Source organism: Mycobacterium novum, assembly GCF_010726505.1.
GTDB lineage: Bacteria > Actinomycetota > Actinomycetes > Mycobacteriales > Mycobacteriaceae > Mycobacterium > Mycobacterium algericum.
In genome coordinates this window covers 1,413,129-1,438,519 of the sequence record NZ_AP022562.1, presented here as the reverse complement: position 1 = coordinate 1,438,519, position 25,391 = coordinate 1,413,129, and the positions used below count along the sequence as shown (strand labels likewise).

Here is a 25,391-nt window from a genome sequence, read left to right as displayed (position 1 = left end):
GGTCGGCGGGTGTTCTCGCGCTCGCCAGGAGTCGCCGGCGACGCCGTTCCGCAGCAAAACAACCATTGACCTGCAGTTTTTGTTCGTGGACGGCTGGCCGCTGAAGTGCACCAGACTCCGTCTACTCGGCGGCCCGGGTGGCCGGGTGCACGGCCACCAGCCCGAGTTCGTTGCGCCGCTCACAGATCGCCGCCAGTTCGGCGTAGGCCTTCTCGCCCAACAGTTCCGTCAGCTCGGGCCCCAAACTCTGCCAGACCTGCCGGGCGCCGATGTGGGCCGCCGGGTCACCGGTGCAGTACCAGTGCAGGTCTTCGCCGCCGGATCCCCAGCCCCGGCGATCGAACTCGGTGATCGTGGTCTTGAGAATCTCGGTGTCGTCGGGGCGGGTCACCCACTCCTGGCTGCGCCGGATCGGCAGCTGCCAGCACACGTCGGGCTTCATGGTCAGCGGCTCCACCCCCAACCGGACCGCCTTGATGTGCAGCGCGCAGCCCGCGCCACCGGCGAATCCGGGCCGGTTCAGAAAGATGCAGGCCCCCTTGACGGTGCGGGTGCGCAATTGCTCCTCGCCGTCGTTCTCGTCGTATTCCAGGTAGCCCTTCTTGCCCAAACCCTTGTCGCGGTACTGCCAGTCGGCGTCGGTCAGCTGCGCGACGGCGTCGTCGAGCTTGGCGCGGTCGTCGTCGTCGCACAGGAACGCGCCGTGCGAACAGCACCCGTCGTCGGGCCGGCCGGCCACGATGCCCCGGCAGGCCGCTGTGCCGAACACGCAGGTCCAGCGGGACAACAGCCAGGTCAGATCGGCGGCGATCAGATGTTCGGGGTTGTCCGGATCGTAGAACTCCACCCATTCGCGGGGGAAGTCCAGGCCGACTTCACGCCGCGGGGGGCCGGGCTGCGCGGGGGTCACAAAACTCCACGCTAGACCACGAATTCGCGTTGTCTCGCCTTGGTCGATTCCTCGCCCCACTAAGTTGGTTGCGTGCGATTAGGCGTACTCGACGTCGGAAGCAATACCGTCCATCTCCTGGTGGTCGATGCTTACCGGGGCGGTCACCCGACCCCGATGAGCTCGACCAAGGCCACGTTACGACTGGCGGAGGCCACCGACAGCTCAGGAAAGATCACCCGGCGCGGTGCCGACAAGCTGGTGTCCACGATCGACGAATTCGCCACCATCGCAGGTAGTTCGGGCTGCGCGGAGCTGATGGCGTTCGCCACCTCGGCGGTCCGCGACGCCTGCAACTCCGAGGATGTGCTGGCGCGGGTGCGCACCGAGACCGGCGTCGAGTTGCAGGTGCTGGAGGGCGAGGACGAGTCCCGGCTGACGTTCCTGGCGGTGCGGCGCTGGTTCGGCTGGAGCGCCGGGCGGATCATCAACCTCGATATCGGTGGCGGTTCGCTGGAGATTTCCAGCGGCCTCGACGAGGAGCCCGAGGTGGCGTTGTCGCTGCCGTTGGGCGCCGGCCGGCTCACCCGGGAGTGGCTGCCCGAAGACCCGCCCGGGCGGCGCCGGGTGTCGATGCTGCGGGACTGGCTGGACACCGAGTTGGCCCCCGCGGCCGCGACGGTTCTCGACGCCGGCCCACCCGACCTCGCGGTGGCCAGTTCCAAGACGTTTCGTTCGCTGGCGCGCCTCACCGGTGCCGCGCCGTCGGCTGCCGGGCCGCGAGTCCGGCGCACATTGACCGCCGCGGGCCTTAGGCAGCTCATATCATTCATCTCTAGGATGACCACGGCAGATCGTGCCGAATTGGAAGGGGTGAGCGCCGAGCGGGCCCCGCAGATCGTGGCGGGCGCCCTGGTGGCGGAAGCGAGCATGCGAGCGCTGTCGATCGAAACGGTTCAGATTTGCCCGTGGGCGCTGCGGGAGGGCTTGATCCTGCGGCGGCTCGACCGTGAAGCCGACAGCGCCACCTTGCTCCAATCCTCGTCCGTGGGCATGGCCCGGCAAAGAGGGGGCGCCCGATGACCGAGCCCAAGCCCGACCCCCGCGACGTCGAGACGCGGCCGATCTCGGTTGCCGAGCTGCTCGCCAAGAACGGGACGATCGGTTCGCCGCCGGTGACCGGTCGCCGCCGGCGTCGGCGCGGCAACGCCGACGCCGTCACCGTCGCCGAACTGACCGGTGAGATCCCGATCATCCGGGACGAGGACGGGCCCCCGGCGCCGGCGGCGCCGGCCGAATCGCCGGACGACGGCGAGACCTCCGACACCGCGGCGAGCGGCGCCCTGCCCATCGGCCCGGCGCCCGGATTCGTCGACGAGGACAGCCCGGCCACCGGGCCGCGACCGGCGGAACGGGACGAACCTGCCCAGCGGTCGGCGCCCGAACCGCGCTGGCCCAAATCGCCGCCGCAGCCGCCGCGCACCGGCGGCCCGCAGCAGAGTCCCTACCCGTGGCCGATGCGCCGGTCGGATGTGCCCGCAGCGGGCAACGGGCGCCCGGCACCGGCCGACCGTTCCACCGGCTCCGGCGCCGAACGGATGCGTCCCGACCCGGTCGACACCTACACCGACGTCGAACTCGACGTGATGGACACCGATGTGCGCGAGGCCGACCTGGCGGTCGGGGACTCGGCCTACGTGCGCTCGGTCCTCAGCAAGGCCGGCAGCGCCGAGCGGCCGGTCCGGCAGGATTTCGAGGCGGACAGTGCGGGCACCGATCTTGCCGATACCGCCGGCCCGGCCGACCCCGCCGCCGCCGACGCCGTCGCGTCCGAGCCGGCGGTCGACGACTACGTTGGCCGGCCGGGCGTGGTCGGCGGGCTGCTGGTGGTGCTGCAGTCGATCCTGGCGGTGGCGTTCGGCGGCGGGCTGTTCATCGCCTTCGACCAGTTGTGGCGGTGGAACAGCATCGTCGCGCTGGTGCTCACGGTGCTGGTCACGCTCGGCCTGGTCGCCGCCGTTCAGGCCGTCCGCAAGACCGTCGACATCGTCAGCACTTTGATCGCCGTCGCGGTCGGACTGCTGATCACGCTGGGGCCGCTGGCGCTGCACGCCAACTAGCCGTTCACTATTAGTCCGTGCGCCCCGCCATCAAGGTCGGCTTGTCGACGGCTTCGGTTTACCCCCTGCGGGCCGAGGCTGCCTTCGAGTACGCGGCACGACTCGGCTACGACGGTGTCGAGCTGATGGTGTGGGGGGAGTCGGTCAGCCAGGACATCGGCGCCGTGCAGCGGTTGTCGCGCAAGTACCGGGTGCCGGTGCTGTCGGTACACGCACCGTGCCTGCTGATCTCGCAACGGGTCTGGGGCGCCAACCCGATCCACAAGCTGGAACGTAGCGTGCGGGCCGCCGAACGACTTGAAGCCCAGACCGTCGTGGTACATCCACCGTTCCGCTGGCAGCGCCGCTACGCCGAGGGATTCAGCGACCAAGTCTCCGAATTGGAGGCCCGCAGCGACGTGGCCGTGGCGGTGGAGAACATGTTCCCGTTCCGCGCCGACCGCCTCTTCGGCGCCGATCAGTCCCGCGAACGGATGCGCCGCCGCGGCGGCGGCCCGGGCGCCGCGATTTCGGCGTTCGCGCCGTCCCACGACCCACTCGACGGCAACCACGCGCACTACACCCTGGATCTGTCGCACACCGCGACCGCCGGCACCGATGCGTTGGAGATGGCCCGCCGGATGGGCGCCGGCCTGACCCACCTGCACCTGTGCGACGGCACCGGACTGCCGGCCGACGAGCATCTGGTGCCCGGGCGCGGTGACCAGCCGACCGTTGAGGTGTGTCACCTGCTGGCCGCCAGCGACTTCACCGGTCATGTGGTGCTGGAGGTGACCACCTCCCACGCCCGCTCGCCGCATGAGCGCGAGGCGCTGTTGATCGAGTCGCTACAGTTCGCCCGCACGCATCTGCTGCGCTGACCGCCTGCTGATCACTGAGACACAAGTTCACTGAGACACAAGGAGGCCCGCGTGACCTCATCCACGCTGTTCACCGATGCCATGGCCCTGGTGCGCACCGATGGCGGCGATGGCTCTGACGATGGCGACGTGGCATCGTTCACCGGTGCGCTCAACGAGCACTGGACGATCGGCCCGAAGGTGCACGGCGGCGCGATGCTGGCGTTGTGCGCCAACGCCGCCCGCACCGCCGTAGCCGGCGACGGGACAGCGCCGAAAATCCAGCCGGTCGCGGTGTCCGCCAGCTACCTGTGGGCGCCCGACCCCGGTGCGATGCAGCTGGTGACCAGGATTCGCAAGCGCGGCCGCCGGGTCAGCCTGGTCGACGTCGAACTCAACCAAGGCGAGCGCACCGCGGTGCGCGCGGTGGTCACCCTGAGCGAGCCGGAGCACCAGGCCCCGCCGCTGCTGTCCTTCAACCCGGTGGTGCCGTTGATGACGCCGGAGCCGCCGCCCGGCTTGGAGCCGATCGGTCCGGGCCATCCGATGGAACACATCGTGCACCTGGCGCACGGCTGCGACATCCGCCCGGCGCTGACCACGCTCGGCCCGCGCTCGGATGGCGGCCCGCCGGTGATCGAGATGTGGGTACGGCCCAAGGGCGCCGCGCCCGACGTGCTGTTCGCACTGCTGTGCGGCGACGTCTCGGCACCGGTGACCTACGCCGTCAACCGGATGGGCTGGGCGCCCACGGTGCAGCTCACCGCCTACCTGCGGGCCATGCCGGCCGACGGCTGGCTGCGCGTGATCTGCAGCTGCGTGCAGATCGGCCAGGATTGGTTCGACGAAGACCACACCGTGGTCGACTGCGAAGGCCGCATCGTGGTGCAGACCCGGCAGCTGGCCATGGTTCCCGACCGCTGAGGCAGGCGGGTCTGAAATGCTGTCGCCATGACCAGAATCGCGATCATCGGCGGCGGCAACATGGGCGAGGCCTTGCTGGCGGGCTTGCTGGCGGCCGGACGCCCGGTCAAGGACCTCGTCGTCGCCGAACGCTTCGGTGACCGCGCCCGACAGCTCTCCGAGAAGTATTCGGTGCTGGTGACCTCGGTCGCCGACGCGGTCGAGAACGCGTCCATCGTGATCGTCGCGGTGAAGCCGCAGGACGTGGAATCCGTCGTCGCCGAGTTCGCCAAGAACCTCACCGCCGCCTCAGAGAACAGTCCCGAGCAGGTCCTGGTGAGCATCGTGGCCGGTGTCACCACCGGGTACGTGGAGTCCAAGCTGCCTGCGGGCACCGCGGTGATCCGGGTGATGCCGAACACCCCGGTCAAGGTCGGCGCCGGCGCCAGCGCGCTGGCCAAGGGCCGGTTCGCCAGCAGCGAGCAGGTCGAGCAGGTCGCCGAGCTGTTCGAGTGCGTCGGCACGGTGGTGATCGTCCCGGAGGAGCAGATGGACTCCGTCACCGCCGTCTCAGGTTCTGGGCCCGCGTACTTCTTCTTGATGGTGGAGGCACTGGTAGATGCCGGGGTCGCCGCCGGGCTGAGTCGGCAGGGGGCCACCGATCTGGCGGTGCAGACCATGGCCGGGTCGGCGCAGATGCTGTTGGAGGAGCGCGGCGAGACGGCGGGGACGGCGAATTCGGTCATCGACACCGGTCCGGCTCAGCTGAGAGCCATGGTGACCTCCCCCGGTGGAACCACCGCGGCCGCGTTGCGGGAACTGGAGGCCGGCGGCCTGCGGACCTCGGTCGATCGGGCCGTCCGGGCCGCAAAAACCCGCTCTGAGCAGCTAAGAATCACATCAGAGTAATTCACTTATTTTTCACATATTGCCTCTCACCCGTCGCAGGAACCCCATTCGTCCCGCTATTCTCCTCTATGTCTGTGCGTGTGGGCGCAGCGGAGGGGAAGCCGCTGGGACTGCACGTGCCTGATTGAAATGGGTAACGATGACGTCTGCGAACGGGCCTTCGGCACGAGACTCCGCTGGCGGCCGGGCGGCACGGGATGCCGGCCCTGCCGACACGGGCCGGGCACAATTTCTCACCGTGGCCGAGGTGGCTGCGCTGATGCGGGTCAGCAAGATGACGGTGTACCGCCTGGTGCACAACGGCGAACTGCCCGCGGTGCGGGTGGGACGGTCTTTCCGGGTGCACGCCAAGGCGGTGCACGACCTCTTGGAGACCTCCTTCTTCGACGCAGGCTGACCGCCGGTCGACAGGTAAGCGCCCCCCGGGCGTCGCCGCACGGCGACGCCCGGGGTCGGCTGTGTCCGGGGCCCGGTCAGGTGCCGGTTTTCTGCTCGGCGCCTGCCTACGGGTAAAGTGGCCGGGTCGATCAAGTTCGCCCAGCGCCCCGGTGGCGGCGCGGGCAGCAGCAGATAGCGGAGTTCATGGGTTCAGTCATCAAGAAGCGGCGCAAGCGCATGTCGAAGAAGAAGCACCGCAAGCTGCTTCGCCGTACCCGGGTGCAGCGCAGAAAACTCGGTAAGTAACTCCGCCGAGCCCGCGCCCGGGTCCCGGGCGGGGGACGGGCGATCGCCGCGGTATTGCTTTTCCGGACTGGCCGTTAGGCTGGCGGGGTGGACGAGGCCGGACCCCCGAACGACAGCACGCGAAGCGACGTCCGGCACTATCCCAAGGTTGTGTTGGTCACCGGCGCATGCCGATTCCTGGGTGGCTATCTGACCGCCAGGCTGACGCAGAATCCCTTGATCAACCGGGTGATCGCGGTGGACGCGGTGATGCCGAGCAAGGACATGCTGCGCCGGATGGGCCGCGCCGAATTCGTCCGCGCCGACATCCGCAATCCCTTTATCGCCAAGGTGATTCGAAATAGCGAAGTCGATACCGTGGTGCATGCTGCCGCGGCGTCGTACGTGCCGCGTTCCGGCGGCGGGGCGGCCCTGAAAGAGCTCAACGTGATGGGCGCCATGCAGTTGTTCGCCGCCTGCCAGAAGGCGCCCTCGGTGCGCCGGGTGGTGCTCAAGTCGACCTCGGAGGTCTACGGGTCCTGCTCGCGTGACCCGGTGCTGTTCACCGAGGACAGCACCAGCCACCGGCCGCCCACCCAGGGCTTCCCCCGCGACAGCGTCGACATCGAGGGCTACGCCCGCGGGCTGGGCCGGCGCCGGCCCGACATCGCGGTCACCATCCTGCGGATGGCCAACATGATCGGCCCGGCCATGGACACCGCGTTGTCGCGCTACCTCGGCGGCCCGCTGGTGCCGATGGTGCTGGGCCGCGATGCCCGCCTGCAGTTGCTGCACGAGCAGGATGCGTTGGGCGCCCTGGAACGGGCCACGATGGCCGGTAAGGCCGGCACCTTCAACGTCGGCGCCGACGGCATCATCATGATGTCGCAGGCGATTCGCCGCTCGGGCCGGATCCCGATGCCGGTGTTCGGGCTGGGACTGTGGGCGCTGGACTCGTTGCGGCGGGCCAACAACTACACCGAGATCAACCGGGAGCAGCTGAACTATCTCAGCTTTGGCCGGGTGATGGATACGACTAGAATGCGAACCGACCTCGGGTACAGCACCAAATGGACCACCGCCGAGGCATTCGATGACTACGTGCGGGGGCGAGGTCTCAGTCCGATCATCGACCCCAAATGGGTGCAGTCGGCGGAACGGCGCGCGGTGAGCGTGGTGCAACGCCTGGGCGATATCGGTTTTAACAGGGCGCGGGGAGGGTAACGCCATGGCTGGTGATTCCAGGGCTAAAGTCATTCCGCTGCACAAGAACTCGGCGTCTGCGCGCCGACACCCGTCGACGCTGGCCCGCCCCGACGACCGTGGCTCGGCCGAGCAGATCAGCGCCGTAGTGCGCGATATCGACGGACGCCGCAGCGTCGCCGCGGGGGCGTCCGGTGACGCCGAGGCGGCCCCGAGCGAGTTCGTCCGGCGGGTGGCCGGCCTCGCCGCATTCCTTCGGGAGCGGATCACCGGCGACTACCACGTCGACGAGTTCGGGTTCGACCCGCACTTCAACGAAGCCGTCGCGCTGCCGCTGCTGCGGGTCTTCTTCAACGACTGGTTCCGGGTCGAGGTCAGCGGCATCGAGAACCTGCCGGCCGACGGGCCCGCACTGGTGGTGGCCAACCACGCCGGGGTGCTGCCGATGGACGCGCTGATGCTGTCGGTGGCGGTGCACGACCACCATCCGGGCCGTCGCGACCTGCGGATGCTCGGCGCTGATCTGGTGTTCGACCTGCCGGTGATCGGGCCGGCCGCCCGCAAGGCCGGCCACACCATGGCCTGCACCGCCGACGCCCACCGGTTGCTGGCAGCCGGCGAGCTGACGGCGGTGTTCCCGGAGGGCTACAAGGGCCTGGGCAAGCGGTTCAAGGACCGCTATAAGCTGCAGCGGTTCGGCCGCGGCGGCTTCGTGTCGGCGGCGCTGCAGACCCAGGCGCCGATCGTGCCGTGCTCGATCGTCGGCTCCGAGGAGATCTATCCGATGATCGCCGACATCAAGCTGTTGGCCCGGCTGCTGGGCGTGCCGTACTTCCCGATCACCCCGCTGTTCCCGCTGGCCGGTCCGGCGGGCCTGGTGCCGCTGCCGTCGAAGTGGCACATCGCCTTCGGGGAACCGATCGAGACCACCGACTACGAGCCCGCCGCCGCCGACGACCCGATGGTCACCTTCGAACTGACCGACCAGGTGCGCGAGACGATCCAGCAGACGCTGTACCGGCTGCTGGCCGGCCGCCGCAACATGTTCTTCGGCTGAGTCGGGTAGCTACTTCTTGCCCAGCGCCCGATCGCGCATCGCCTCGAGGGCGGCGATCGTCGCCGCCTCGGTATCGGCGTCCTGGTTCACCGACTCGCCGAGCATGGTGACCACGCTGGTCACCACCGGCTTGCCGTCGGCGTCGGTGACCTCACTGCGAACCTCGCTGACCACCGTGCCGTGGGATTCGATCACCGAGTCCAGGTAGGTGTCGAAGAACAGCTTGTCGCCGGCCACGATCGGCCGGTGGAAGGTGAACTTCTGGTCGCGGTGCAGCACCCGGGCGATGTTGATCGGGATGTCGAACTTGTCGAAGATCTCCAGCTGCACCTGGCGGCCGGCGACCGCCAGAAACGTCAGCGACGCCACCAGTCCGGGGTGCCCGGCCTCAGTCGCGGCGGCCTCGTCGAAGTGGGCCGGGTGCTCGTCTTTGACCGAGCGGGCGAATTCGCGGATCTTCTCCCGGCCGACTTCGAAGTAGTCCGGGAACCGGTAGTGGGTACCGATGACCCCTTGCGACTCGGTGTGTACTGCCATGCCGGTTTACCCCTCCGCTCGCCGTGGTGTTCGGCGGCGGAAGCCTATCAGCGAGCAGCTCAACCCCGCTCGTTCCGGTGCGCCACGGTGCTTGATGCGGTCGCCCGGCCCTCGCAGGCTCCGCAGGCTACGCCCGCTCGTTCCGGTGCGCCACGGCCGCCGCCAGGGCCCCGCCGACGGCCCCCAGCGCCAGCGCCGACGGCACCCCGATACGCGCCGCCCGGCGCGCGGTGCGGAAGTCGCGGATCTCCCAGCCGCGCTTGCGTGCCATCTCGCGCAACGCGGCATCGGGATTGATCGCTACCGCGGTGCCCACCAGCGACAGCATCGGCACGTCGTTGAAGCTGTCGGAGTAGGCGGTGCAGCGCCGCAGGTTCAACCCCTCCCGGATGGCCAGCGACCGCACCGCGTGCGCCTTGCCCGGACCGTGCAGGATCTCGCCGACCAGCCGGCCGGTGAACACCCCGTCGGCCGACTCCGCGACGGTGCCCAGCGCGCCGGTCAGCCCGAGCCGGCGGGCGATGGTCTCGGCCAGCTCGTAGGGGGTCGCGGTGACCAGCCACACCTGCTGGCCGGCGTCGAGGTGCATCTGCGCCAGCTCGCGGGTGCCCGGCCAGATCTTGTCGGCGATGATCTCGTCGTAGATCTCTTCGCCGAGCTCGACCAGCTCCGATACCGGCCGGCCCTCGATGAAGGCCAGTGCCTTGCGGCGGCCGGCCGCGACATCCTCGCTGTTCTCTCGGCCGGTCAGCTGGAACTTGGCTTGGGCGTAGAGGAAGCCGACGACATCGCGGTAGGTGAAGTAGTTCCGGGCGGCCAGCCCGCGGCCGAAATGCACCATGGAGGAGCCCTGCACCAGGGTGTTGTCGACGTCGAAGAACGCCGCCGCGGTCAGATCGACCGGCGCCGGGGTGTCGGCGTCGAGCACGTCGGCCAGCGCCCGCTCGGCGCTGGCCGCGAAATCCCCGCCGACCACCGGCTCCAGCTCAGGGCCCGCTGCGGAATCCCCGTCGGTCGGGCCCGGTAAAGCCATCACCCGACTCCCTCCGCTGTGCATTGACGGCCGCTGCTGCGGCCGCCACCAACACTAACCGGACTAACTGCCCAATACCCCCAGGTGATCGCGTAGATCACCTTTGAGGTCGAGCATCGAGTAATCCCGGAAACTGAACCGCCAGACGCCGTCCACCCGCTCGAACTCGTCGTGATAACGGCCGGCCGCGACCACCTGCAGGGCAACGGTATCGGTCTGCTGCAGCACCGTGTAGTAGGACCTGCAGGTCGCGGTACCGGCCTCCTCATCGATGTCGAGGATCGGATTGGTGATGACGTGCTTGGTGCGCGGTGTGCCGTCGGCGTGAATCTTGACCAGCCCGCGCCACAGTTGCAGCATCCCGGCGCTGTCGAGCACGGCATCGGCGTCGGGGCCGACCTTGAGCCGGGCGTGACCGAACAGCGCTGCGGCCGAATCCAAGTCGCCGGCATCCATCGACTCGGCGTAGCGGTACAGCAGGTTGGTGATCGACACCGCACTTGCGCCGGGCATATCGAAAACATAGCCACCGTGGGCCACACTGGGGCAATGACCCGCCCAGAGGTGCAGTTGCTGACCCGCGACGGCTGCGCGGTCTGCGTCAAGGTGCACGACCAGTTGGCGCAACTGGCCGCCGAACTCGGGTTCGACCTGCGCACCACCGACGTCGACGCCGCCGCCAGGGCCGGTGACACCGCAATGCGGGCCGAATTCGGCGACCGGTTGCCGGTGGTGCTACTCGACGGCCGCGAACACAGCTACTGGGAGGTCGACGAGGCCCGGTTGCGCGCCGACCTGGCCGGCCGCTGACCCGCCGACTGCGCGGATTGCGGCGCGACAAGCGGCGGACCGGGGACGAAACCGCACACTCCGATGGTGTCGAGCAGACGAACAATCGAACAAATTTGGTGGCCCAGCGCTTTAGCCTCTACCGTGGAGTCAAGTTTGTTCACGGGTGACAGCAAGGAGCGGACCAGGTGATATTGCCGTGAGCGTCCTGCTCTTCGGGGTCTCGCATCGCAGCGCCCCGGTCTCAGTACTCGAGCAGCTCAGCACCGCCGAACCCGATCAGGCCAAGATCGTCGCGCAGGTGCTGGAATCGCCGCTCGTCACAGAGGCGATGATTCTGTCGACCTGCAACCGGGTCGAGGTCTACGCCGTCGTCGATGCCTTCCACGCCGGGCTGTCGGCGGTCGGGCAGGTGCTCTCCGAGCACTCCGGCATGTCGATGACCGACCTGACCAAGTACGCCTACGTCCGCTACAGCGAGGCGGCCGTCGAGCACCTGTTCTCGGTGGCCAGCGGGCTGGATTCGGCGGTCGTCGGCGAGCAGCAGGTGCTGGGGCAGGTGCGCCGCGCCTACGCCTCCGCCGAGGCCAACAACACCGTCGGCCGGGTGCTGCACGAACTGGCGCAGCGGGCGCTGTCGGTGGGCAAACGGGTGCACTCCGAAACCGGAATCGACGCCGCCGGCGCGTCGGTGGTGTCGGTCGCCCTGGATATCGCCGCGAAACAGCTCGGCGAGAACGCATTACAGGGGCGAACGGCGGTGGTGATCGGCGCGGGATCGATGGGTGCGCTGTCCGCAGCCCACCTGGTACGCGCCGGCGTGGAGCGCATCCATGTCGTCAACCGCTCGCTGTCGCGCGCCCAGCGGCTGGCCCACAAGATCCGCGAGAGCGGCGCCGCGGCCGACGCCGTCAGCCTGGAACGGATGGCGGCAACGCTGACCGACGCCGACGTCGCGGTCTGTTGCACCGGGGCGGTGAGCCCGGTCGTGTCGCTGGCCGATGTGCACCATGCGCTGGTCGGCGGCAATCGCGACGAGGCGACCCAGCCGCTGGTGATCTGCGATCTGGGCATGCCGCGCGATGTCGACGCCACGGTCGCCGGACTGCCCGGCGTGCAGGTCGTCGACATGGAACGGATCCAGCGCGAGCCGTCGGCGCAGGTCGCCACCTCCGACACCGACGCCGCGCACGGCATCGTCGCCCGCGAGGTCGCCACCTACCTGGCCGGGCAGCGGATGGCCGAGGTCACCCCGACGGTGACCGCGCTGCGGCAGCGGGCCGCCGACGTGGTGACCGCCGAGCTGCTGCGGCTGGACCACCGGCTGCCGGGCCTGGACACCGCCCAGCGCGAGGAAGTGGCGCGCACCGTGCACCGCGTCGTCGACAAGCTGCTGCACGCCCCCACCGTGCGGGTCAAGCAGCTGGCCAGCTCCCCCGGCGGCGACAGTTACGCCGAGGCGCTGCGCGAGCTGTTCGAGCTCGACCCGACCGCCGTGGACGCCGTGGCGACCGCCGGCGAATTGCCGGTGGTGTCAGACGGAATCGACGTCGGCGCCGAAACCGGGCCGGCCGGGTAGACGTTTTGGGAGAACTAATCCGTATCGGTACCCGGGCCAGCTTGCTGGCCACCACTCAGGCCGGGACCGTTCGTGACGCTCTGGTGGCCGCCGGACACCCCGCGGAACTGGTCATGATCAGCACCATCGGGGACCGTTCGTCGGGACCGATCGCCGACCTCGGGGTGGGGGTGTTCACCGCCGCGCTGCGCGAGGCCATTCTCGACGGCCGGGTCGACGCCGCGGTGCACTCGCACAAGGACCTGCCCACCGCCGATGACCCGCGGTTTCTGCTGCCCGCGGTGCCGGCGCGCGAGGACCCCCGGGACGCACTGGTGGCGCGGGACGGTTTGGTGTTGGGGGAGTTGCCGGCCGGCGCCCGGCTGGGCACTTCGTCGCCGCGAAGGGCCGCACAGCTTAGAGCACTGGGTCTCGGTTTGGAAATTCGCCCCCTACGAGGCAACCTAGATACCAGGTTGAACAGGGTAAGCAGCGGAGAACTCGACGCCATCGTGGTAGCCCGAGCGGGTTTGGCCCGTATCGGACGCCTCGACGCGATCACCGAGACGCTGGAGCCGGTGCAGATGTTGCCGGCTCCGGCCCAAGGTGCGCTCGCGGTGGAGTGCCGCGCCGGCGATACCGGGCTGGCGGCGTTGCTGGCGGAGTTGGATGACACCGACACCCGCCAGGCGGTTACCGCGGAGCGGACCCTGCTCGCCGAACTGGAGGCGGGTTGTTCCGCACCGGTGGGCGCGATCGCCGAGGTGGTCGAGTCGATCGATGAGGACGGCCGGGTCTTCGAAGAGCTGTCGCTGCGCAGTTGCGTGGCGGCGCTGGACGGATCCGACGTGATCCGCGCGTCCGGCATCGGCAGTCCGGACCGAGCCCGGGAATTGGGCGTGTCGGTCGCGGCGGAACTGTTCGAGTTGGGTGCGCGCGAGCTCATGTCGGACGCGCGGTGAAGACAGCCGCGTTCGGAAGTGGCTGAAGTGACTGGGAGTAGGGAATGGCTCGCCAAGTGAGCGTGCGAGGGCAGAAGCCCAAGCCGGGCCGCATTGTGTTCGTCGGTTCGGGTCCGGGTGACCCGGGCCTGCTGACGGCGCGGGCGCGGACGGCGCTGACGAACGCCGCGCTGGTGTTCGTCGACCCCGACGTGCCCGAGGCGGTGCTGGGGCTGGTCGGCACGGACCTGCCCCCGATCGCCGGGCCGGTGCCGCCGGACCCCAAGGCGGACAAGACCGATACGGCCCAGGAAGGCGCCGCCGACGCCGAAGACGCCGCCGCGACCGTCCCGGGCGGGCCCGACATCCGTCCCGCACTGGGCGAACCGGCCGAGGTGGCCAAGATCCTGACCGCCGAGGCGCGCTCCGGCGCCGACGTGGTGCGTCTGGTGGCCGGCGACCCGCTGTCCGTCGACTCCGTCATCACCGAGGTCAACGCGGTAGCCCGCACCACCGTGCAGTTCGAGATCGTGCCGGGACTGCCCGCCACCAGCGCGGTGCCCACCTACGCCGGCCTGCCGCTCGGCTCGTCGCACACCGTTGCCGACGTCCGCGACCCGCACGTCGACTGGGCCGCCCTGGCTGCGGCCCCGGGCCCGCTGATCCTGCAGGCCACCACCTCGCACCTGCCCGAGGCGGCTCGCACGCTGATCGAATACGGCCTCGCGGACGCCACCCCGTGCGTGGTCACCACCTCGGGCACCACCTGCGCACAGCGCTCGGTGGAGGCCAGCCTCAGCGCGCTGACCGACCCGGCGTCGCTGGCCAGCATCGACCCGGTCATCCTGCCCAACGGTCAGGAGACCGCCGCCGGTCCATTGGTGGTGACCATCGGCAAGACGGTGAACAACCGGGCCAAGCTGAACTGGTGGGAGAGCCGCGCGCTGTACGGCTGGACGGTGCTGGTGCCGCGCACCAAGGATCAGGCCGGCGAGATGAGCGAGAAGCTGGTCGGGCACGGCGCCTCGCCTGTCGAGGTGCCCACCATCGCCGTGGAACCGCCGCGCAGCCCCGCCCAGATGGAAAGGGCCGTCAAGGGTTTGGTCGACGGCCGCTACCAGTGGGTGGTGTTCACCTCGACCAACGCGGTACGTGCGGTCTGGGAGAAGTTCGGTGAATTCGGGCTGGACGCCCGCGCATTCTCCGGGGTGAAGATCGCCTGTGTCGGCGAAGCGACCGCCGAGCGGGTCCGGGCGTTCGGGATCAGCCCCGAGCTGGTGCCCGCCGGGGAGCAGTCCTCGCTGGGCCTGCTCGACGAATTCCCGCCCTACGACGACGTTTTCGATCCGGTGAACCGGGTGCTGCTGCCGCGCGCCGACATCGCTACCGAGACGCTGGCCGAGGGGCTGCGTGAGCGGGGTTGGGAGATCGAGGACGTCACCGCCTACCGCACGGTGCGGGCCGCCCCGCCGCCGGCGACCATCCGGGAGATGATCAAGACCGGCGGATTCGACGCGGTGTGCTTCACGTCGAGTTCCACGGTGCGCAACCTGGTCGGCATCGCCGGCAAGCCGCACGCCCGCACGATCGTGGCCTGCATCGGCCCCAAGACCGCCGAGACGGCAGCGGAATTCGGGTTGCGGGTCGACGTGCAGCCCGAGACGGCCGCGGTCGGTCCGCTGGTCGACGCGCTGGCCGAGCACGCCGCCCGGTTGCGTGCCGAGGGCGCCCTGCCGCCGCCGCGCAAGAAGAGCCGCCGGCGCTGATCGCGAGTGCGGCGATGACCTGTCTCACGTTGACGCTGCGTCCACGGCGGAGAAGTGCGAGTAGCGTCCGCCCTCACCGCAGCGTCAACGCATGATCGAGCGTCCGCGCAGGCTGCGGTCCACGCCGGCGCTGCGCCGGCTGGTGGCCGAGACCTCTTTGGAGCCAAGGCATCTGGTGTTGCCGATGTTCGTCGCCGACGGGATAACGGAAGCTCGCCCCATCCCTTCTATGCCCGGTGTCTACCAGCACACCCGCGATTCGCTGCGGGCCGCGGCCGCCGACGCGGTGGCCGCGGGGGTGGGCGGCCTGATGCTGTTCGGCGTTCCGGCCGAGGCGGACAAGGACGCCACCGGCGCCGCGGGCATCGACCGCGACGGGATCCTCAACACCGCGTTGCGGGAGCTGGCCGCTGATCTCGGGGACGCCACCGTGTTGATGGCCGACACCTGCCTGGACGAGTTCACCGACCATGGCCACTGCGGTGTGCTCGACGACCGCGGCCGCATCGACAACGACGCGACCGTGGATCGCTACGTGGAGCTGGCGGTGGCACAAGCGGAGTCCGGCGCACACGTGGTCAGTCCCAGCGGGATGATGGACGGCCAGGTCGCCGCCATCCGCGACGGGCTGGATGCCGCCGGGCACAGCGACGTGGTGATCCTGGCCTACGCGGCGAAATTCGCGTCGGCGTTCTACGGCCCGTTCCGCGACGCGGTCGCCTCCAGTCTGCAAGGCGACCGCCGCAGCTACCAGCAGGAGCCGGGCAATGCCCGCGAGGCACTGCGCGAGGTAGCCCTCGATCTCGCCCAGGGCGCCGACATCGTCATGGTCAAACCCGCCATGAGCTACCTGGACGTGATCGCGGCTGCCGCGGATCTCTCCCCGGTCCCGGTCGCCGCCTACCAGGTGTCCGGGGAGTACGCGATGATCGCCGCTGCCGCGGCCAACGGCTGGATCGACGGGCGGGCCGCCGCGCTCGAGTCGTTGATCGGCATCCGGCGCGCCGGCGCCGACATCGTGCTGAGCTACTGGGCGGTCGACGCGGCCGGCTGGCTGGCATGACGGGTCCGGATGTCGGGTCGCGGCCACCGGCGGCGACCCGGCCCGCCCGGCCGGCCGATGTCGACACCGGGTTCTGGCTCTGGCTGTCCGCGCTGCCGTTGATGACGACCGGATACGTGGTGAGCCTGCTGGTTGCCCCGGAACTCGCCGAGATGCCGGTGACTTACCCGATCATCGGCCTGACCGCGTTGGTGATGGTCGTGGTGGTGGCGACCTTCCTGGTGCTGATGCGCTCCGGGTACCGGTGGGCCCGCACCGTGTTGACCGGCGGAGCGATCGCGTCGGTGGCGTACGCGATGAGCGGGCTGTCACACCCCGATCCGAGGCCGGCGGTCGCGGTGACCATCGCGGTCACCGGCATCGTCGGATCGGTGCTGATCGCCGCCGGGACCTTCCTGCTGCACCGCTCCGACGCCCAGGAGTACCTGACCCGCTAGCCGGATCAGCCGGTGCCGCCGGGCCCGCCCCGTAACCGACGGCAGGGACACGAACCGCTTCCCCTCGAGCGAGGTCGCGGGCGCGGCAGACTGGGGTAATGGATCCGGTGGAGGCACTGCGCCAGATCGCGTTCTACAAGGACCGGGCCCGCGAGGACCCGCGTCGGGTGATGGCCTATCGCCGCGCCGCCGACGTCATCGAGGCCCTGGGCGACGACGAGCGGCGCCGCCATGGCGTGGCCGAGAGCTGGCAGTCTCTGCCTGGCATCGGACCGAAGACCGCCGCGGTGATTGCGCAGGCCTGGGCCGGTGGGCAGCCCGACACCCTGGTGCGACTGCGCGACGAGGCGGCGGATCTGGGTGGTGGGGTGTTGCGCGCGGCGTTGCGCGGGGACCTGCATCTGCATTCGGACTGGTCGGACGGCTCAGCGCCGATCGAGGAGATGATGACCACCGCGGTGGCGCTGGGGCATGACTACTGCGCGCTGACCGATCATTCTCCGCGGCTGACCATCGCCAACGGGCTCTCACCGCAGCGGCTACGCCACCAACTCGAGGTGATCGACGGGCTGCGGGAGCACTTTGCGCCGCTGCGGATCCTGACCGGCATCGAGGTCGACATCCTCGACGACGGCAGCCTGGATCAGGAGCCCGAGTTACTGGAGCGACTCGACATCGTGGTCGCCAGCGTGCACTCCAAGCTGGCGATGGAGTCGGGCGCGATGACGCGGCGGATGGTGCGCGCGGTCTCCGATCCGCGGGTCAACGTGCTCGGGCACTGCACCGGGCGGCTGGTGACCGGTGGGCGCGGCCGACGGGCGGAGTCGCAGTTCGATGCCGAGGCGGTGTTCACCGCCTGCCGCGAGCACAACACCGCAGTGGAGATCAACTGCCGCCCGGAACGACGCGACCCACCAACCCGACTAATGCATCTCGCGCACGAGGTGGGGTGTCTGTTCAGCATTGACACCGACGCACATGCCCCGGGCCAACTCGACTTCCTCGGCTTCGGCGCCCAGCGCGCGCTCGACGCCGAGATTGCGATCGAGCGGATTGTCAACACGTGGCCGGTCGAGGAGCTGCTGGCCTGGGCGACGGCCTGAGAGTCCCGCGCCGGGCGGCCCGGTAACCGCGTTAGGCTGACCCGACATGTCTGAACCCGAGCCGACGGCACCGCCCGCACCGCTGTTCTTCGAATGCGGTGCCAGCTGGTATTGGGTGCTGCTCGGTCCGGTCGCCGGCGGGCTGTTGCTGCTGATCCAGAACTCCGGCGGCGGTGAGTTCCAGCCGTTGATCCCGGCCATCATGACGGCGCTGGTCTCCGGCATGCTCGCCATTCAGGTGAAGGCGGCGCGGATCCACACCTCCGTCGAACTCACCCGCGACACGCTGCGGCAAGGCACCGAAACGCTGCGGCTCGCCGAGATCGTCATGATCTACCCCGAGGCCAAGCGGCCGACCGGCTGGGGCAAAGCCCAACCGGAGAAGTGGCAGGAATCCCGGGCGCTGGGCGAGTTGAGCGGGGTGCCGCGCCGTCGGGTGGGTATCGGACTGCGGCTGAGCGGGCGGCGCACAGTGCAGGCCTGGGCGCGGGATCACCGCAGGCTGCGTGCCGCGCTGACCGAGTTGCTTCCCGAGGCGATTCCGCCCGGCGAGCTCACCTCGCCCGACGTCGACGACGACGCCGAAGAATCGTCATGGTGAGCACTCCGGTCGTCCGGGGGTGCGTCGAGCTCACCCTGGCCGGTGCTGCCGCGCTGGGCTGCGCGGTGAGTTGGGCGCACGTTCGCTACCTGGTCCTGGTCGCGCCGGTGATCGACGGTGAACCGGCCACCACCTCGGTGACCTACCATCCGCGCATGTTGCTGCTGGCGCTGCTGTTGGCGACGGCCGCCGGTGTGCTGGCGGTGACCGGTACGGCGCGGCTGCGCCGGGCCCGTCGCCAATCGGAGCCCATATACCCCGCGGGGGTATCATCGACGGGGTGATCACCACCGACCTGGAACTACGCGGAATGACCTGTGCGTCGTGCGCGGCGCGGGTGGAGCGCGGCCTGAACGCGCTCGACGGGGTGCACGCCACGGTGAATCTGGCGGTTGAGCGCGCCCACGTCGAGCATGACGACACCGTCTCGGCCGATGAGCTGCTGCGGGCCGTGGAATCGGCCGGCTACCAGGCCGCGGTGATCGGTGCGGCGCACGAGCACCCGGCCGAACACGCTGACGTGCCGGCCGGGCAACTGCGTCCCCGGCTGATCGGTTCGGTGCTGCTGGCCGCGCCGGTGGTGGCGCTGTCGATGGTGCCGGCCTGGCAGTTCAGCGGCTGGGGCTGGGTGGTGTTCGCGCTGACGGTCCCGATCGTGGTGTGGGGCGGCTACCCGTTCCACCGTGCCGCGCTGGCTAACGCCGCCCATGGCGCCGCCACCATGGACACCCTGGTGTCGCTGGGCACCGTGGCGGCCTTGTTGTGGTCGGCGGTCGCGGTCCTCACCGGGGCCGGCCATCTGTATTTCGAGGTGGCGGCGGTGGTGACCGTCTTCCTGTTGACTGGCCGCTATGCCGAGTCGCACGCCAAACGTTCGGCGGGCGCGGCGCTACGCGAACTGCTGGAACTCGGCGCCAAGGACGCCGCGGTGATGCGGCGCGGCCCGGACGGGCTGAAGGAGACCCGGGTGCCGATCGCCGACCTGCGGGTGGGTGATGTCGTCGTGGTCCGGCCGGGCGAGCGCATCGCCACCGACGGCGTCGTCATCGACGGCGCCACCGCGCTGGACACCTCGGCGATGACCGGTGAGTCACTGCCCAGCGAAGTGGGAGTCGGCGCCGACGTTTTAGGCGGGTCACTCAACACCACCGGACTGGTGCTGGTCCGCGCCACCAAGGTGGGCGCCGACACCCAGTTGGCCCGGATGGCCAAGCTGGTCACAGACGCCCAGGCCGGCAAGGCGTCGATCCAGCGGCTGGCCGACCGGGTGTCGGCGGTGTTCGTGCCGGTGGTGCTGGTGATCGCCGCGCTCACCCTCGCCGGGTGGCTGTTGGCCGGGCAATCCGCCGCGGCGGCGTTCACCGCCGCGGTGGCGGTGCTGATCATCGCCTGCCCGTGCGCGCTGGGGCTGGCCACCCCGACCGCCATCCTGGTCGGCACCGGCCGCGGCGCGCAGCTGGGCATCCTGATCAAGAACCCGCAGGTCCTCGAGGCCGTCAAGGACATCGACACCGTCGTATTCGACAAGACCGGAACGGTCACCACCGGCGTGATGACCGTCGGCGGCCTCGCGGTCGACCGCGGCGAGAACCCCGACACCGTGCTGGCGCGCGCCGCCGCCGTCGAATCCGGATCCGAGCATCCGATCGCCGCGGCCATCGTCGCCGGCGCCAAAGCGGCCGGGCTGCCCATCGGGCGGGTGAGCGAGTTCGCCAGCCGGACCGGGCACGGGGTGAGCGGGGTGGTCGACGGGGTGCGGGTCGAGGTCACCCGATCGGCGGCCGCCCATGAGACCGGGACCGCCGTCGAGGTCTGCTGGGACGGCCGGACCCGGGGGACCATCACGCTGACCGACACCGTGCGATCGAGCAGCGCCGCGGCGGTGGATGAGCTCAAGGCCATGGGCATCACACCGATGCTGCTCACCGGCGACGGCGCGGCCGTGGCCCGCAAGGTCGCCGGCGAGGTCGGGATCGACCCGGCCGATGTCATCGCCAACGTGTTGCCCACCGACAAGGCCGACGCCGTCAAGCAGCTGCAGGCGCAGGGCCGGCGGGTGGCGATGGTCGGCGACGGCGTCAACGACTCGGTCGCGCTGGCCACCGCCGACATCGGGATGGCGATGGGCACCGGCACCGACGCCGCCATCGAGGCCGGCGACCTGACCCTGGTCCGCGGTGACCTGGGCACGGTCCCCACCGCGCTGCGGCTCTCGGCGCGCACGTTGCGCATCATCCGGCAGAACCTCGTCTGGGCGTTCGGCTACAACGTCGCCGCGATTCCGCTGGCGGCGGCCGGCTTGCTCAACCCGATGATCGCCGGTGCGGCGATGGCGGCGTCGTCGGTTCTGGTGGTGACCAACAGCCTGCGGTTACGGCGGTTCGCGCGGTAGTGTCCGCGAATCGTCTGACCCGGTCAACCGGCCCCCAGTGTGCATTCCGGGCGTGTTTTCGCGCGTCCGACTGCCCTGAGCGCACACTCGGCGGCAACCGGCCGACGAACTCAGGAATCCAGCCAGGCCAACTGGGCGGGCAGTTGCGCTCGCCAGTAGGACACGTCATGCCCGCCCGGTGAGAATCCGCCCGCCGGCGGCGGATTCAGCTGGCCGACGAAGCTTCGGGTCGCGTAGTAGAAGCTGTCCGATGTGCCGCAATCCACCCGCAGCGGGATGTGGGCGAGCTGCGGCACCAGGCTGAACGGCGAGTTCGTCCGCCAGTCGTCGACACTGTCGAACGCCCCGGCCGGCGCGCCGAAGTAGGTCATGTAGATCGCCGGGCTGATCGCGCAGATCCCGGCGGTCCGCGCGGGGCCCAGGCGGGTGCCCAGCAGCATCGCGCCGTAGCCGCCCATCGACCAGCCCATGAACCCGACCCGCGAGGTGTCGATGCCCTTGTCGGCCAGCATCGGGATCAGCTCACCCAGCACCATCGCCCCGGCGTCCTCGCCGGAGCCGTGCGGTCGCCAGTAGCTGTTGCCGCCGTCGACGGCCACCACGGCGAACGGCGGCCGCCCCGACGCCGTCAGCTGCGCCAACTCCTCCTCGACGCCGAGATCCATCACCCAGGCGGCGTCGGCGTCCTTGCAGTGCAGCGCGATCACCGGGCGCAGCGGCGCGGTCTGCCCGGGCGGCCGGGCGATGATCCAGTTGGTCTCCACCCCGCCGCGGGCCGCGGACACGAACGACCCGGATTCCCGCGTGGGGTAGGTGTTCCCGGTGGCCCGTGACACGGCCGGCTGCCGCGCGACACCCACTCCGAACAGGCCTGCAGCCCCCGCGGCACCGACCCCAAGGCGCAACGCAGCCCGGCGGGTCACATCAGCCATGACGGTCATTATTTCCTGGCCCGCGTCGCAGTTGGTCAGGCACGCCGCGCCACCGATCAGGTTGATACGGGTTCGTTAGGAATCGTCAGGAACGTCGGGCGTCGGCGGCTGGCCGAACTGTTGGCGGAACGCCTCGACGGTGTAGCTCACCACGGTCGCCTCGCGCGGCGCGCGGACCGTCGCTGAGCGGGGGATACGGACCATCGGCCCGAGTTGGCCGGCGTAGTTGTCCGGTTTGCCGATCTTGAGCAGGCCGCCGCCGGTACCGGAGGACTCCGGGGCGATCTCCACCTCGCCCTCGGTGACGACGTAGATCAGGTCCTCCACGGTGCCCTGTTCCAGCAGCACCGCGCCGGGTCCCAGCCGCACCGGCGCCTGCTGGGCCCGCGCCGGCGTGGCGGTGGGCGAGAGCTGGATGACGATGTCGGCCAGCGGCACGATCCGGGTGTCGTGGGTGGCCACCACCACGACGCGGTCCCCGGCGGCGAGCACCCGCAACAGTTGCACGACCTCGCCGGCCCGGACGAAGTCCAGTTGCGCGGTCGGTTCGTCGGCCAGGATCAGTGGCGGGTCCAGTGCCAGGGCGCGCGCCACCGCGACGCGTTGCTGCTGACCGCCGCTGAGCTGGCCGGGCCGGTGGTGGGTCCGGTCGGCCAGGCCGACGCGGGTGAGCAGGTCCCGGGCGCGTTCGGTGGCCGACCACTGTGTCCAGCCGGCCGCCCACATCGGCACCATCACGTTCTCCAGCGCGGTCAGGCTGGCCACCAGGTTGAACGCCTGGAACACGATGCCGACGGTGCGGCGCCGGTAGGAGGTGATCTCCCGGCGGCTCAACGCGGTGACCTCGGTGGCGCCGAACCGGATTTGGCCGCTGGTCGGGCTGAGGATGCCGCCCAGACACGACAGCAAGGTGGTCTTGCCGCAGCCACTGGGCCCGAGGACCACCACCAGTGAGCCGGCCGGAATCTCCAGGCTCAGGCCGTGGATCGGCCGGATCGGTTCGCCGCTGCCGGTGGCGTATTCGATGACCAGATCGTTGATCCGCAGGTCTCCCATGGCCTACGGCCCCCCGAACGCCAGCACCGGGTCGACGGCCACCGCGTGCCGCAGGCCGGCCAGGCTGGCCAGCAGTCCGATGCCCACCGCGGTCAGCACCAGCAGCGCGAACGACGAGGTGGTCACCGCCACCAGCATCGGGAACAGCGGGCCGATCGCGACCGCCAGGGCCCCGCCGAGCACCGCCGCGGCCACCGCCACCGTCACCGCCTGCAGCGCCAGCCCGGCCAGCACCATCCCGGTGGTGACACCCAGCGCCTTGAACACCGCGAAGTCGCGGGTGCGCTCCAGCGCCGACAGGTAGATCAGCGAGCCCACGATCAGCGCGGCGACGCCCCACAACAGCACCGACATGTACGACAGCGCCATCTGCGCCCCGGCCAGCGGGCGCACCATGTCGTCGACGGCGGCGGCCCGATCCACCACCCGGTAGCCCTCCGGCACCTCGGCCGGGGTGCCCCGCAGGCCGATCGCCGAGGCCACCGGCTGCCCGGAATACATCAGCCGTTGTGCGCCCGCCACGGTCAGGAAGGCGTTGGGTTGCCCGGCCAGCGTCGTCGACTTCCCCACCAGCCCGACGATGCGCAGCTTGCCCGCGCCCAGTTCGACATCATCGCCGACGGCGCGTTTCAGCGTGGCGGACATCGCGATCTCGTTGGGCTCGGTCGGTGCGCGCCCCGCGGTGATCGGCGGCATCGCGGCCTTGGGCACCCCGTAGACATTCACGTTCAGCGGCGCCTCGCCGTCCTGCAGGATGGTGTTGCCGTAGACCACCGGCAGCGCCGCCTCGACACCGGAGATCGCGGCGACATCCCCGGCCTCCTTCTGCGGGAACCGTGACGAGCCCATGAACGGACCGACCGCGGCCGTCTGGATCAGGTAGCTGTCGATGCCCAGCGAGTCGACGACGTGCTCGGCCTCGACCCGGAAGCCGTGGGTCAGTCCGGCCAGCACCAGGGTCAGGGCGAACACCATCGCGGTGCCGACGGCGGCGACGATGAACCGGCGCAGCCGCCACTGCAGGTCGCGCAACGCGGTGATCAGCATCCGCACGCGCGCATGTTATCGCAGCGTGCGGCTGTGACCGGTATCTCGGCAGGTCGCCGCACCCGCCCTCCGCATATCCACAATCCCCGGCCTGCCGGGCGCTTTTCGGCTACAAATACACTCACGCCGGTTTACGTCGGTCCGTGCCCAGGGAGGGGGTCAGTGATGAACTACGCTGCCCTGCCGCCGGAGGTCAACTCGCTGCGCATCTATACCGGCCCCGGTTCCACCCCGATGCGGGCCGCCGCCGCGGCCTGGGGCGCGTTGTCCGCGGAACTGCACGCGGCGGTCACCTCCTATGAGTCGGTGATCGCCGAGCTGACCGGCCAGGCCTGGCTGGGACCGGCGTCGCTGGCGCTGGCGCAGTCGGCGGCGCGCTATGCGAGTTGGATGGCCGCCACCGCGGCGCAGGTCGACCACACGACGGCGCAGGCGAACGCCGCGGCCGCCGCCTACGAGGCGGCGTTCAGTGCGACGGTGCCGCCTACGGTGGTCGCCGCGAACCGGGCGCAGCTGCTGCTGCTCGTCGCCAGCAACGTGCTGGGCACCAACACCGCGGCGATCGCCGCCAATGAGGCCGCCTACGGCGAGATGTGGGCGCAGGACGCCGCCGCGATGTACTCCTACGCCGCGGCCTCGGCCGCCGCCACCGGGCTGACGCCCTTCCAGCAGCCACCGCAGACCAGCAATCCGGCCGGACCGCTCAGTCAGGCCGCCGCGACCGGGGCGGCCGAAGCCACCTCGTCGTCGTCGAACGTCCAGTCGCTGCTGGGCGAGCTGGCCTCGGGGATCTTCGGAGCGCCGAACAACTCGATGCTGCAGGCGGCAGCGGCGACGGTGCCCGGGGCGGCCCAGGGCCTCGAGGATCTGATCACGCTGCCGAGCCTCAGCGACATCGCGGGGCTGAGCGCAGCGCAGGTGGTCGGGCTGGTGCTGGCCTCCGGCGCCTGGATGGCGGCCGACGCCAGCACGCGGGAGATCCTCTACCAGCAGGACCGGCTGGAACAGGTCGAGTACGAGATCCTGCACAACATCGACCTGTTCTCGCCGTTGACCCCGTCGCGGCCGGGTGGCTTCATCGGCGACGCGCTGTCTTCGGCGAATACGGTGTCGATGTCGGCGTCGATGGGCGAGGCGGTCTCGGCGGGGAAACTGTCGGTGCCGATCAGCTGGGCCGCCAACGCCCCGGAGATCAAGACCCTGTCCTACACGACGCCGCTGGCCGGCCCGGGTGTGGGCGCCGCACCGGCCGGTTCGCTCGCCGGCGCCGGCGGTGCTTTCAGTCAGATGGCGCTCGCGGGCATGGGCGGCAGCGCCCTGGCAGGTTCGGTGAGTCGCGGGCGCGGCGGCGCGGATGTGGCACCGAAAGTCCAGCTGCCGCAGCCCGCGGCCGCCGCCGCGCCCGCTGCTTCCGGTGACGCCGAGGGTGCCCCCGGGCCGACGGCGATGGGCATCGCCGCCGAGATCCGCGAGTTCGCCGAGTTACGCGATCGCGGGTTGATCACCAACGACGAGTACAACGAGCAGAAGATGCGCCTGCTGGGCCAGTGACC

The 25,391-nt window shown here is 70.2% G+C and carries 27 protein-coding genes; 20 read left to right on the top strand and 7 right to left on the bottom strand.

What is annotated here, in order from left to right; translation table 11 throughout:
- Window positions 1–121 precede the first annotated feature (121 nt).
- Complete coding sequence (locus tag G6N19_RS06625; RefSeq protein WP_193466024.1) at window positions 122–910, bottom strand: hypothetical protein; 789 nt, start codon at window positions 908–910, stop codon at window positions 122–124.
- 72 nt (window positions 911–982) lie between these two features.
- Here G6N19_RS06625 and G6N19_RS06620 point away from each other — a divergent pair, with 72 nt between their 5' ends.
- The 9 genes from G6N19_RS06620 to G6N19_RS06580 all read left to right on the top strand — a co-directional run bounded on the left by G6N19_RS06620 (window position 983) and on the right by G6N19_RS06580 (window position 8,583).
- A complete protein-coding gene (locus tag G6N19_RS06620; protein WP_083037740.1) occupies window positions 983–1,972 on the top strand; it encodes a Ppx/GppA phosphatase family protein in 990 nt (329 codons plus the stop codon).
- Window positions 1,969–3,009 carry a hypothetical protein gene (locus G6N19_RS06615; RefSeq protein ID WP_193466023.1) on the top strand — a complete coding sequence of 347 codons (1,041 nt, stop codon included), beginning with the start codon at window positions 1,969–1,971 and terminating at the stop codon, window positions 3,007–3,009. The genes G6N19_RS06620 and G6N19_RS06615 overlap by 4 nt, the downstream gene beginning before the upstream one ends.
- Window positions 3,010–3,026: 17 nt before the next feature.
- Entirely contained in the window at window positions 3,027–3,869 is an 843-nt protein-coding gene (locus G6N19_RS06610; RefSeq protein ID WP_013827435.1) for a sugar phosphate isomerase/epimerase family protein, read from the top strand.
- Window positions 3,870–3,920: 51 nt separating this feature from the next.
- A complete protein-coding gene (locus G6N19_RS06605; protein WP_013827436.1) occupies window positions 3,921–4,772 on the top strand; it encodes a thioesterase family protein in 852 nt (283 codons plus the stop codon).
- Between the two features lie 27 nt (window positions 4,773–4,799).
- On the top strand, window positions 4,800–5,660 hold the full coding sequence (gene proC / locus G6N19_RS06600; RefSeq protein WP_013827437.1) for a pyrroline-5-carboxylate reductase: 861 nt from the start codon (window positions 4,800–4,802) through the stop codon (window positions 5,658–5,660).
- Between the two features lie 139 nt (window positions 5,661–5,799).
- Window positions 5,800–6,057 carry a helix-turn-helix domain-containing protein gene (locus G6N19_RS06595; RefSeq protein ID WP_041316921.1) on the top strand — a complete coding sequence of 86 codons (258 nt, stop codon included), beginning with the start codon at window positions 5,800–5,802 and terminating at the stop codon, window positions 6,055–6,057.
- 185 nt (window positions 6,058–6,242) lie between these two features.
- Window positions 6,243–6,344: a 30S ribosomal protein bS22 gene (locus tag G6N19_RS06590; RefSeq protein ID WP_003402602.1), complete on the top strand. Its 102-nt coding sequence runs from the start codon at window positions 6,243–6,245 to the stop codon at window positions 6,342–6,344.
- Window positions 6,345–6,431: 87 nt separating this feature from the next.
- Entirely contained in the window at window positions 6,432–7,547 is a 1,116-nt protein-coding gene (locus G6N19_RS06585) for an SDR family oxidoreductase (RefSeq protein WP_041316924.1), read from the top strand.
- Between the two features lie 4 nt (window positions 7,548–7,551).
- On the top strand, window positions 7,552–8,583 hold the full coding sequence (locus G6N19_RS06580) for a lysophospholipid acyltransferase family protein (RefSeq protein WP_193466022.1): 1,032 nt from the start codon (window positions 7,552–7,554) through the stop codon (window positions 8,581–8,583).
- 9 nt (window positions 8,584–8,592) lie between these two features.
- Here the strand turns inward: G6N19_RS06580 and G6N19_RS06575 are convergent, their stop codons facing one another.
- The 3 genes from G6N19_RS06575 to G6N19_RS06565 all read right to left on the bottom strand — a co-directional run bounded on the left by G6N19_RS06575 (window position 8,593) and on the right by G6N19_RS06565 (window position 10,666).
- The gene (locus tag G6N19_RS06575; RefSeq protein WP_013827442.1) at window positions 8,593–9,120 is read right to left on the bottom strand and encodes an FAS1-like dehydratase domain-containing protein; all 528 of its coding nucleotides are present in this window, start codon (window positions 9,118–9,120) and stop codon (window positions 8,593–8,595) included.
- Between the two features lie 127 nt (window positions 9,121–9,247).
- On the bottom strand, window positions 9,248–10,153 hold the full coding sequence (locus tag G6N19_RS06570) for an HAD family hydrolase (protein ID WP_193466021.1): 906 nt from the start codon (window positions 10,151–10,153) through the stop codon (window positions 9,248–9,250).
- Between the two features lie 63 nt (window positions 10,154–10,216).
- Window positions 10,217–10,666: a nuclear transport factor 2 family protein gene (locus tag G6N19_RS06565; RefSeq protein WP_013827444.1), complete on the bottom strand. Its 450-nt coding sequence runs from the start codon at window positions 10,664–10,666 to the stop codon at window positions 10,217–10,219.
- Between the two features lie 36 nt (window positions 10,667–10,702).
- On the opposite strand from G6N19_RS06565, the gene G6N19_RS06560 reads away from it, so the two are divergent.
- The 10 genes from G6N19_RS06560 to G6N19_RS06515 all read left to right on the top strand — a co-directional run bounded on the left by G6N19_RS06560 (window position 10,703) and on the right by G6N19_RS06515 (window position 20,803).
- A complete protein-coding gene (locus G6N19_RS06560; protein WP_041316930.1) occupies window positions 10,703–10,963 on the top strand; it encodes a glutaredoxin family protein in 261 nt (86 codons plus the stop codon).
- Between the two features lie 178 nt (window positions 10,964–11,141).
- Window positions 11,142–12,521, top strand: a complete 1,380-nt coding sequence (locus tag G6N19_RS06555) for a glutamyl-tRNA reductase (protein WP_013827446.1) — start codon at window positions 11,142–11,144, stop codon at window positions 12,519–12,521.
- Between the two features lie 5 nt (window positions 12,522–12,526).
- Window positions 12,527–13,462, top strand: a complete 936-nt coding sequence (hemC, locus tag G6N19_RS06550) for a hydroxymethylbilane synthase (RefSeq protein ID WP_041316933.1) — start codon at window positions 12,527–12,529, stop codon at window positions 13,460–13,462.
- Between the two features lie 44 nt (window positions 13,463–13,506).
- Window positions 13,507–15,207, top strand: a complete 1,701-nt coding sequence (locus G6N19_RS06545; protein ID WP_041316936.1) for a bifunctional uroporphyrinogen-III C-methyltransferase/uroporphyrinogen-III synthase — start codon at window positions 13,507–13,509, stop codon at window positions 15,205–15,207.
- A gap of 91 nt (window positions 15,208–15,298) precedes the next feature.
- Window positions 15,299–16,270 (top strand): porphobilinogen synthase, encoded by a 972-nt coding sequence (gene hemB / locus G6N19_RS06540; RefSeq protein ID WP_193466020.1) that lies wholly within the window; start codon window positions 15,299–15,301, stop codon window positions 16,268–16,270.
- Complete coding sequence (locus tag G6N19_RS06535) at window positions 16,267–16,707, top strand: hypothetical protein (protein ID WP_193466019.1); 441 nt, start codon at window positions 16,267–16,269, stop codon at window positions 16,705–16,707. The genes hemB and G6N19_RS06535 overlap by 4 nt, the downstream gene beginning before the upstream one ends.
- Window positions 16,708–16,805: 98 nt before the next feature.
- Window positions 16,806–17,810: a PHP domain-containing protein gene (locus G6N19_RS06530; protein ID WP_193466018.1), complete on the top strand. Its 1,005-nt coding sequence runs from the start codon at window positions 16,806–16,808 to the stop codon at window positions 17,808–17,810.
- A gap of 46 nt (window positions 17,811–17,856) precedes the next feature.
- On the top strand, window positions 17,857–18,411 hold the full coding sequence (locus G6N19_RS06525) for a hypothetical protein (protein WP_193466017.1): 555 nt from the start codon (window positions 17,857–17,859) through the stop codon (window positions 18,409–18,411).
- On the top strand, window positions 18,405–18,695 hold the full coding sequence (locus G6N19_RS06520) for a hypothetical protein (RefSeq protein WP_193466016.1): 291 nt from the start codon (window positions 18,405–18,407) through the stop codon (window positions 18,693–18,695). Before G6N19_RS06525 ends, G6N19_RS06520 begins: the two co-directional genes overlap by 7 nt.
- A gap of 26 nt (window positions 18,696–18,721) precedes the next feature.
- Window positions 18,722–20,803 (top strand): heavy metal translocating P-type ATPase, encoded by a 2,082-nt coding sequence (locus tag G6N19_RS06515; RefSeq protein ID WP_193466320.1) that lies wholly within the window; start codon window positions 18,722–18,724, stop codon window positions 20,801–20,803.
- Window positions 20,804–20,913: 110 nt separating this feature from the next.
- Here G6N19_RS06515 and G6N19_RS06510 read toward each other — a convergent pair whose 3' ends face one another.
- The 3 genes from G6N19_RS06510 to G6N19_RS06500 all read right to left on the bottom strand — a co-directional run bounded on the left by G6N19_RS06510 (window position 20,914) and on the right by G6N19_RS06500 (window position 23,838).
- Window positions 20,914–21,744 carry an alpha/beta hydrolase gene (locus G6N19_RS06510; RefSeq protein WP_041316939.1) on the bottom strand — a complete coding sequence of 277 codons (831 nt, stop codon included), beginning with the start codon at window positions 21,742–21,744 and terminating at the stop codon, window positions 20,914–20,916.
- A 66-nt stretch (window positions 21,745–21,810) separates the two neighbouring features.
- Complete coding sequence (locus tag G6N19_RS06505; RefSeq protein WP_013827456.1) at window positions 21,811–22,791, bottom strand: ABC transporter ATP-binding protein; 981 nt, start codon at window positions 22,789–22,791, stop codon at window positions 21,811–21,813.
- 3 nt (window positions 22,792–22,794) lie between these two features.
- Complete coding sequence (locus G6N19_RS06500) at window positions 22,795–23,838, bottom strand: ABC transporter permease (protein WP_041319463.1); 1,044 nt, start codon at window positions 23,836–23,838, stop codon at window positions 22,795–22,797.
- Between the two features lie 165 nt (window positions 23,839–24,003).
- On the opposite strand from G6N19_RS06500, the gene G6N19_RS21560 reads away from it, so the two are divergent.
- A complete protein-coding gene (locus G6N19_RS21560) occupies window positions 24,004–25,389 on the top strand; it encodes a PPE family protein, SVP subgroup (protein ID WP_013827458.1) in 1,386 nt (461 codons plus the stop codon).
- The last annotated feature ends 2 nt before the right edge of the window (window positions 25,390–25,391 follow it).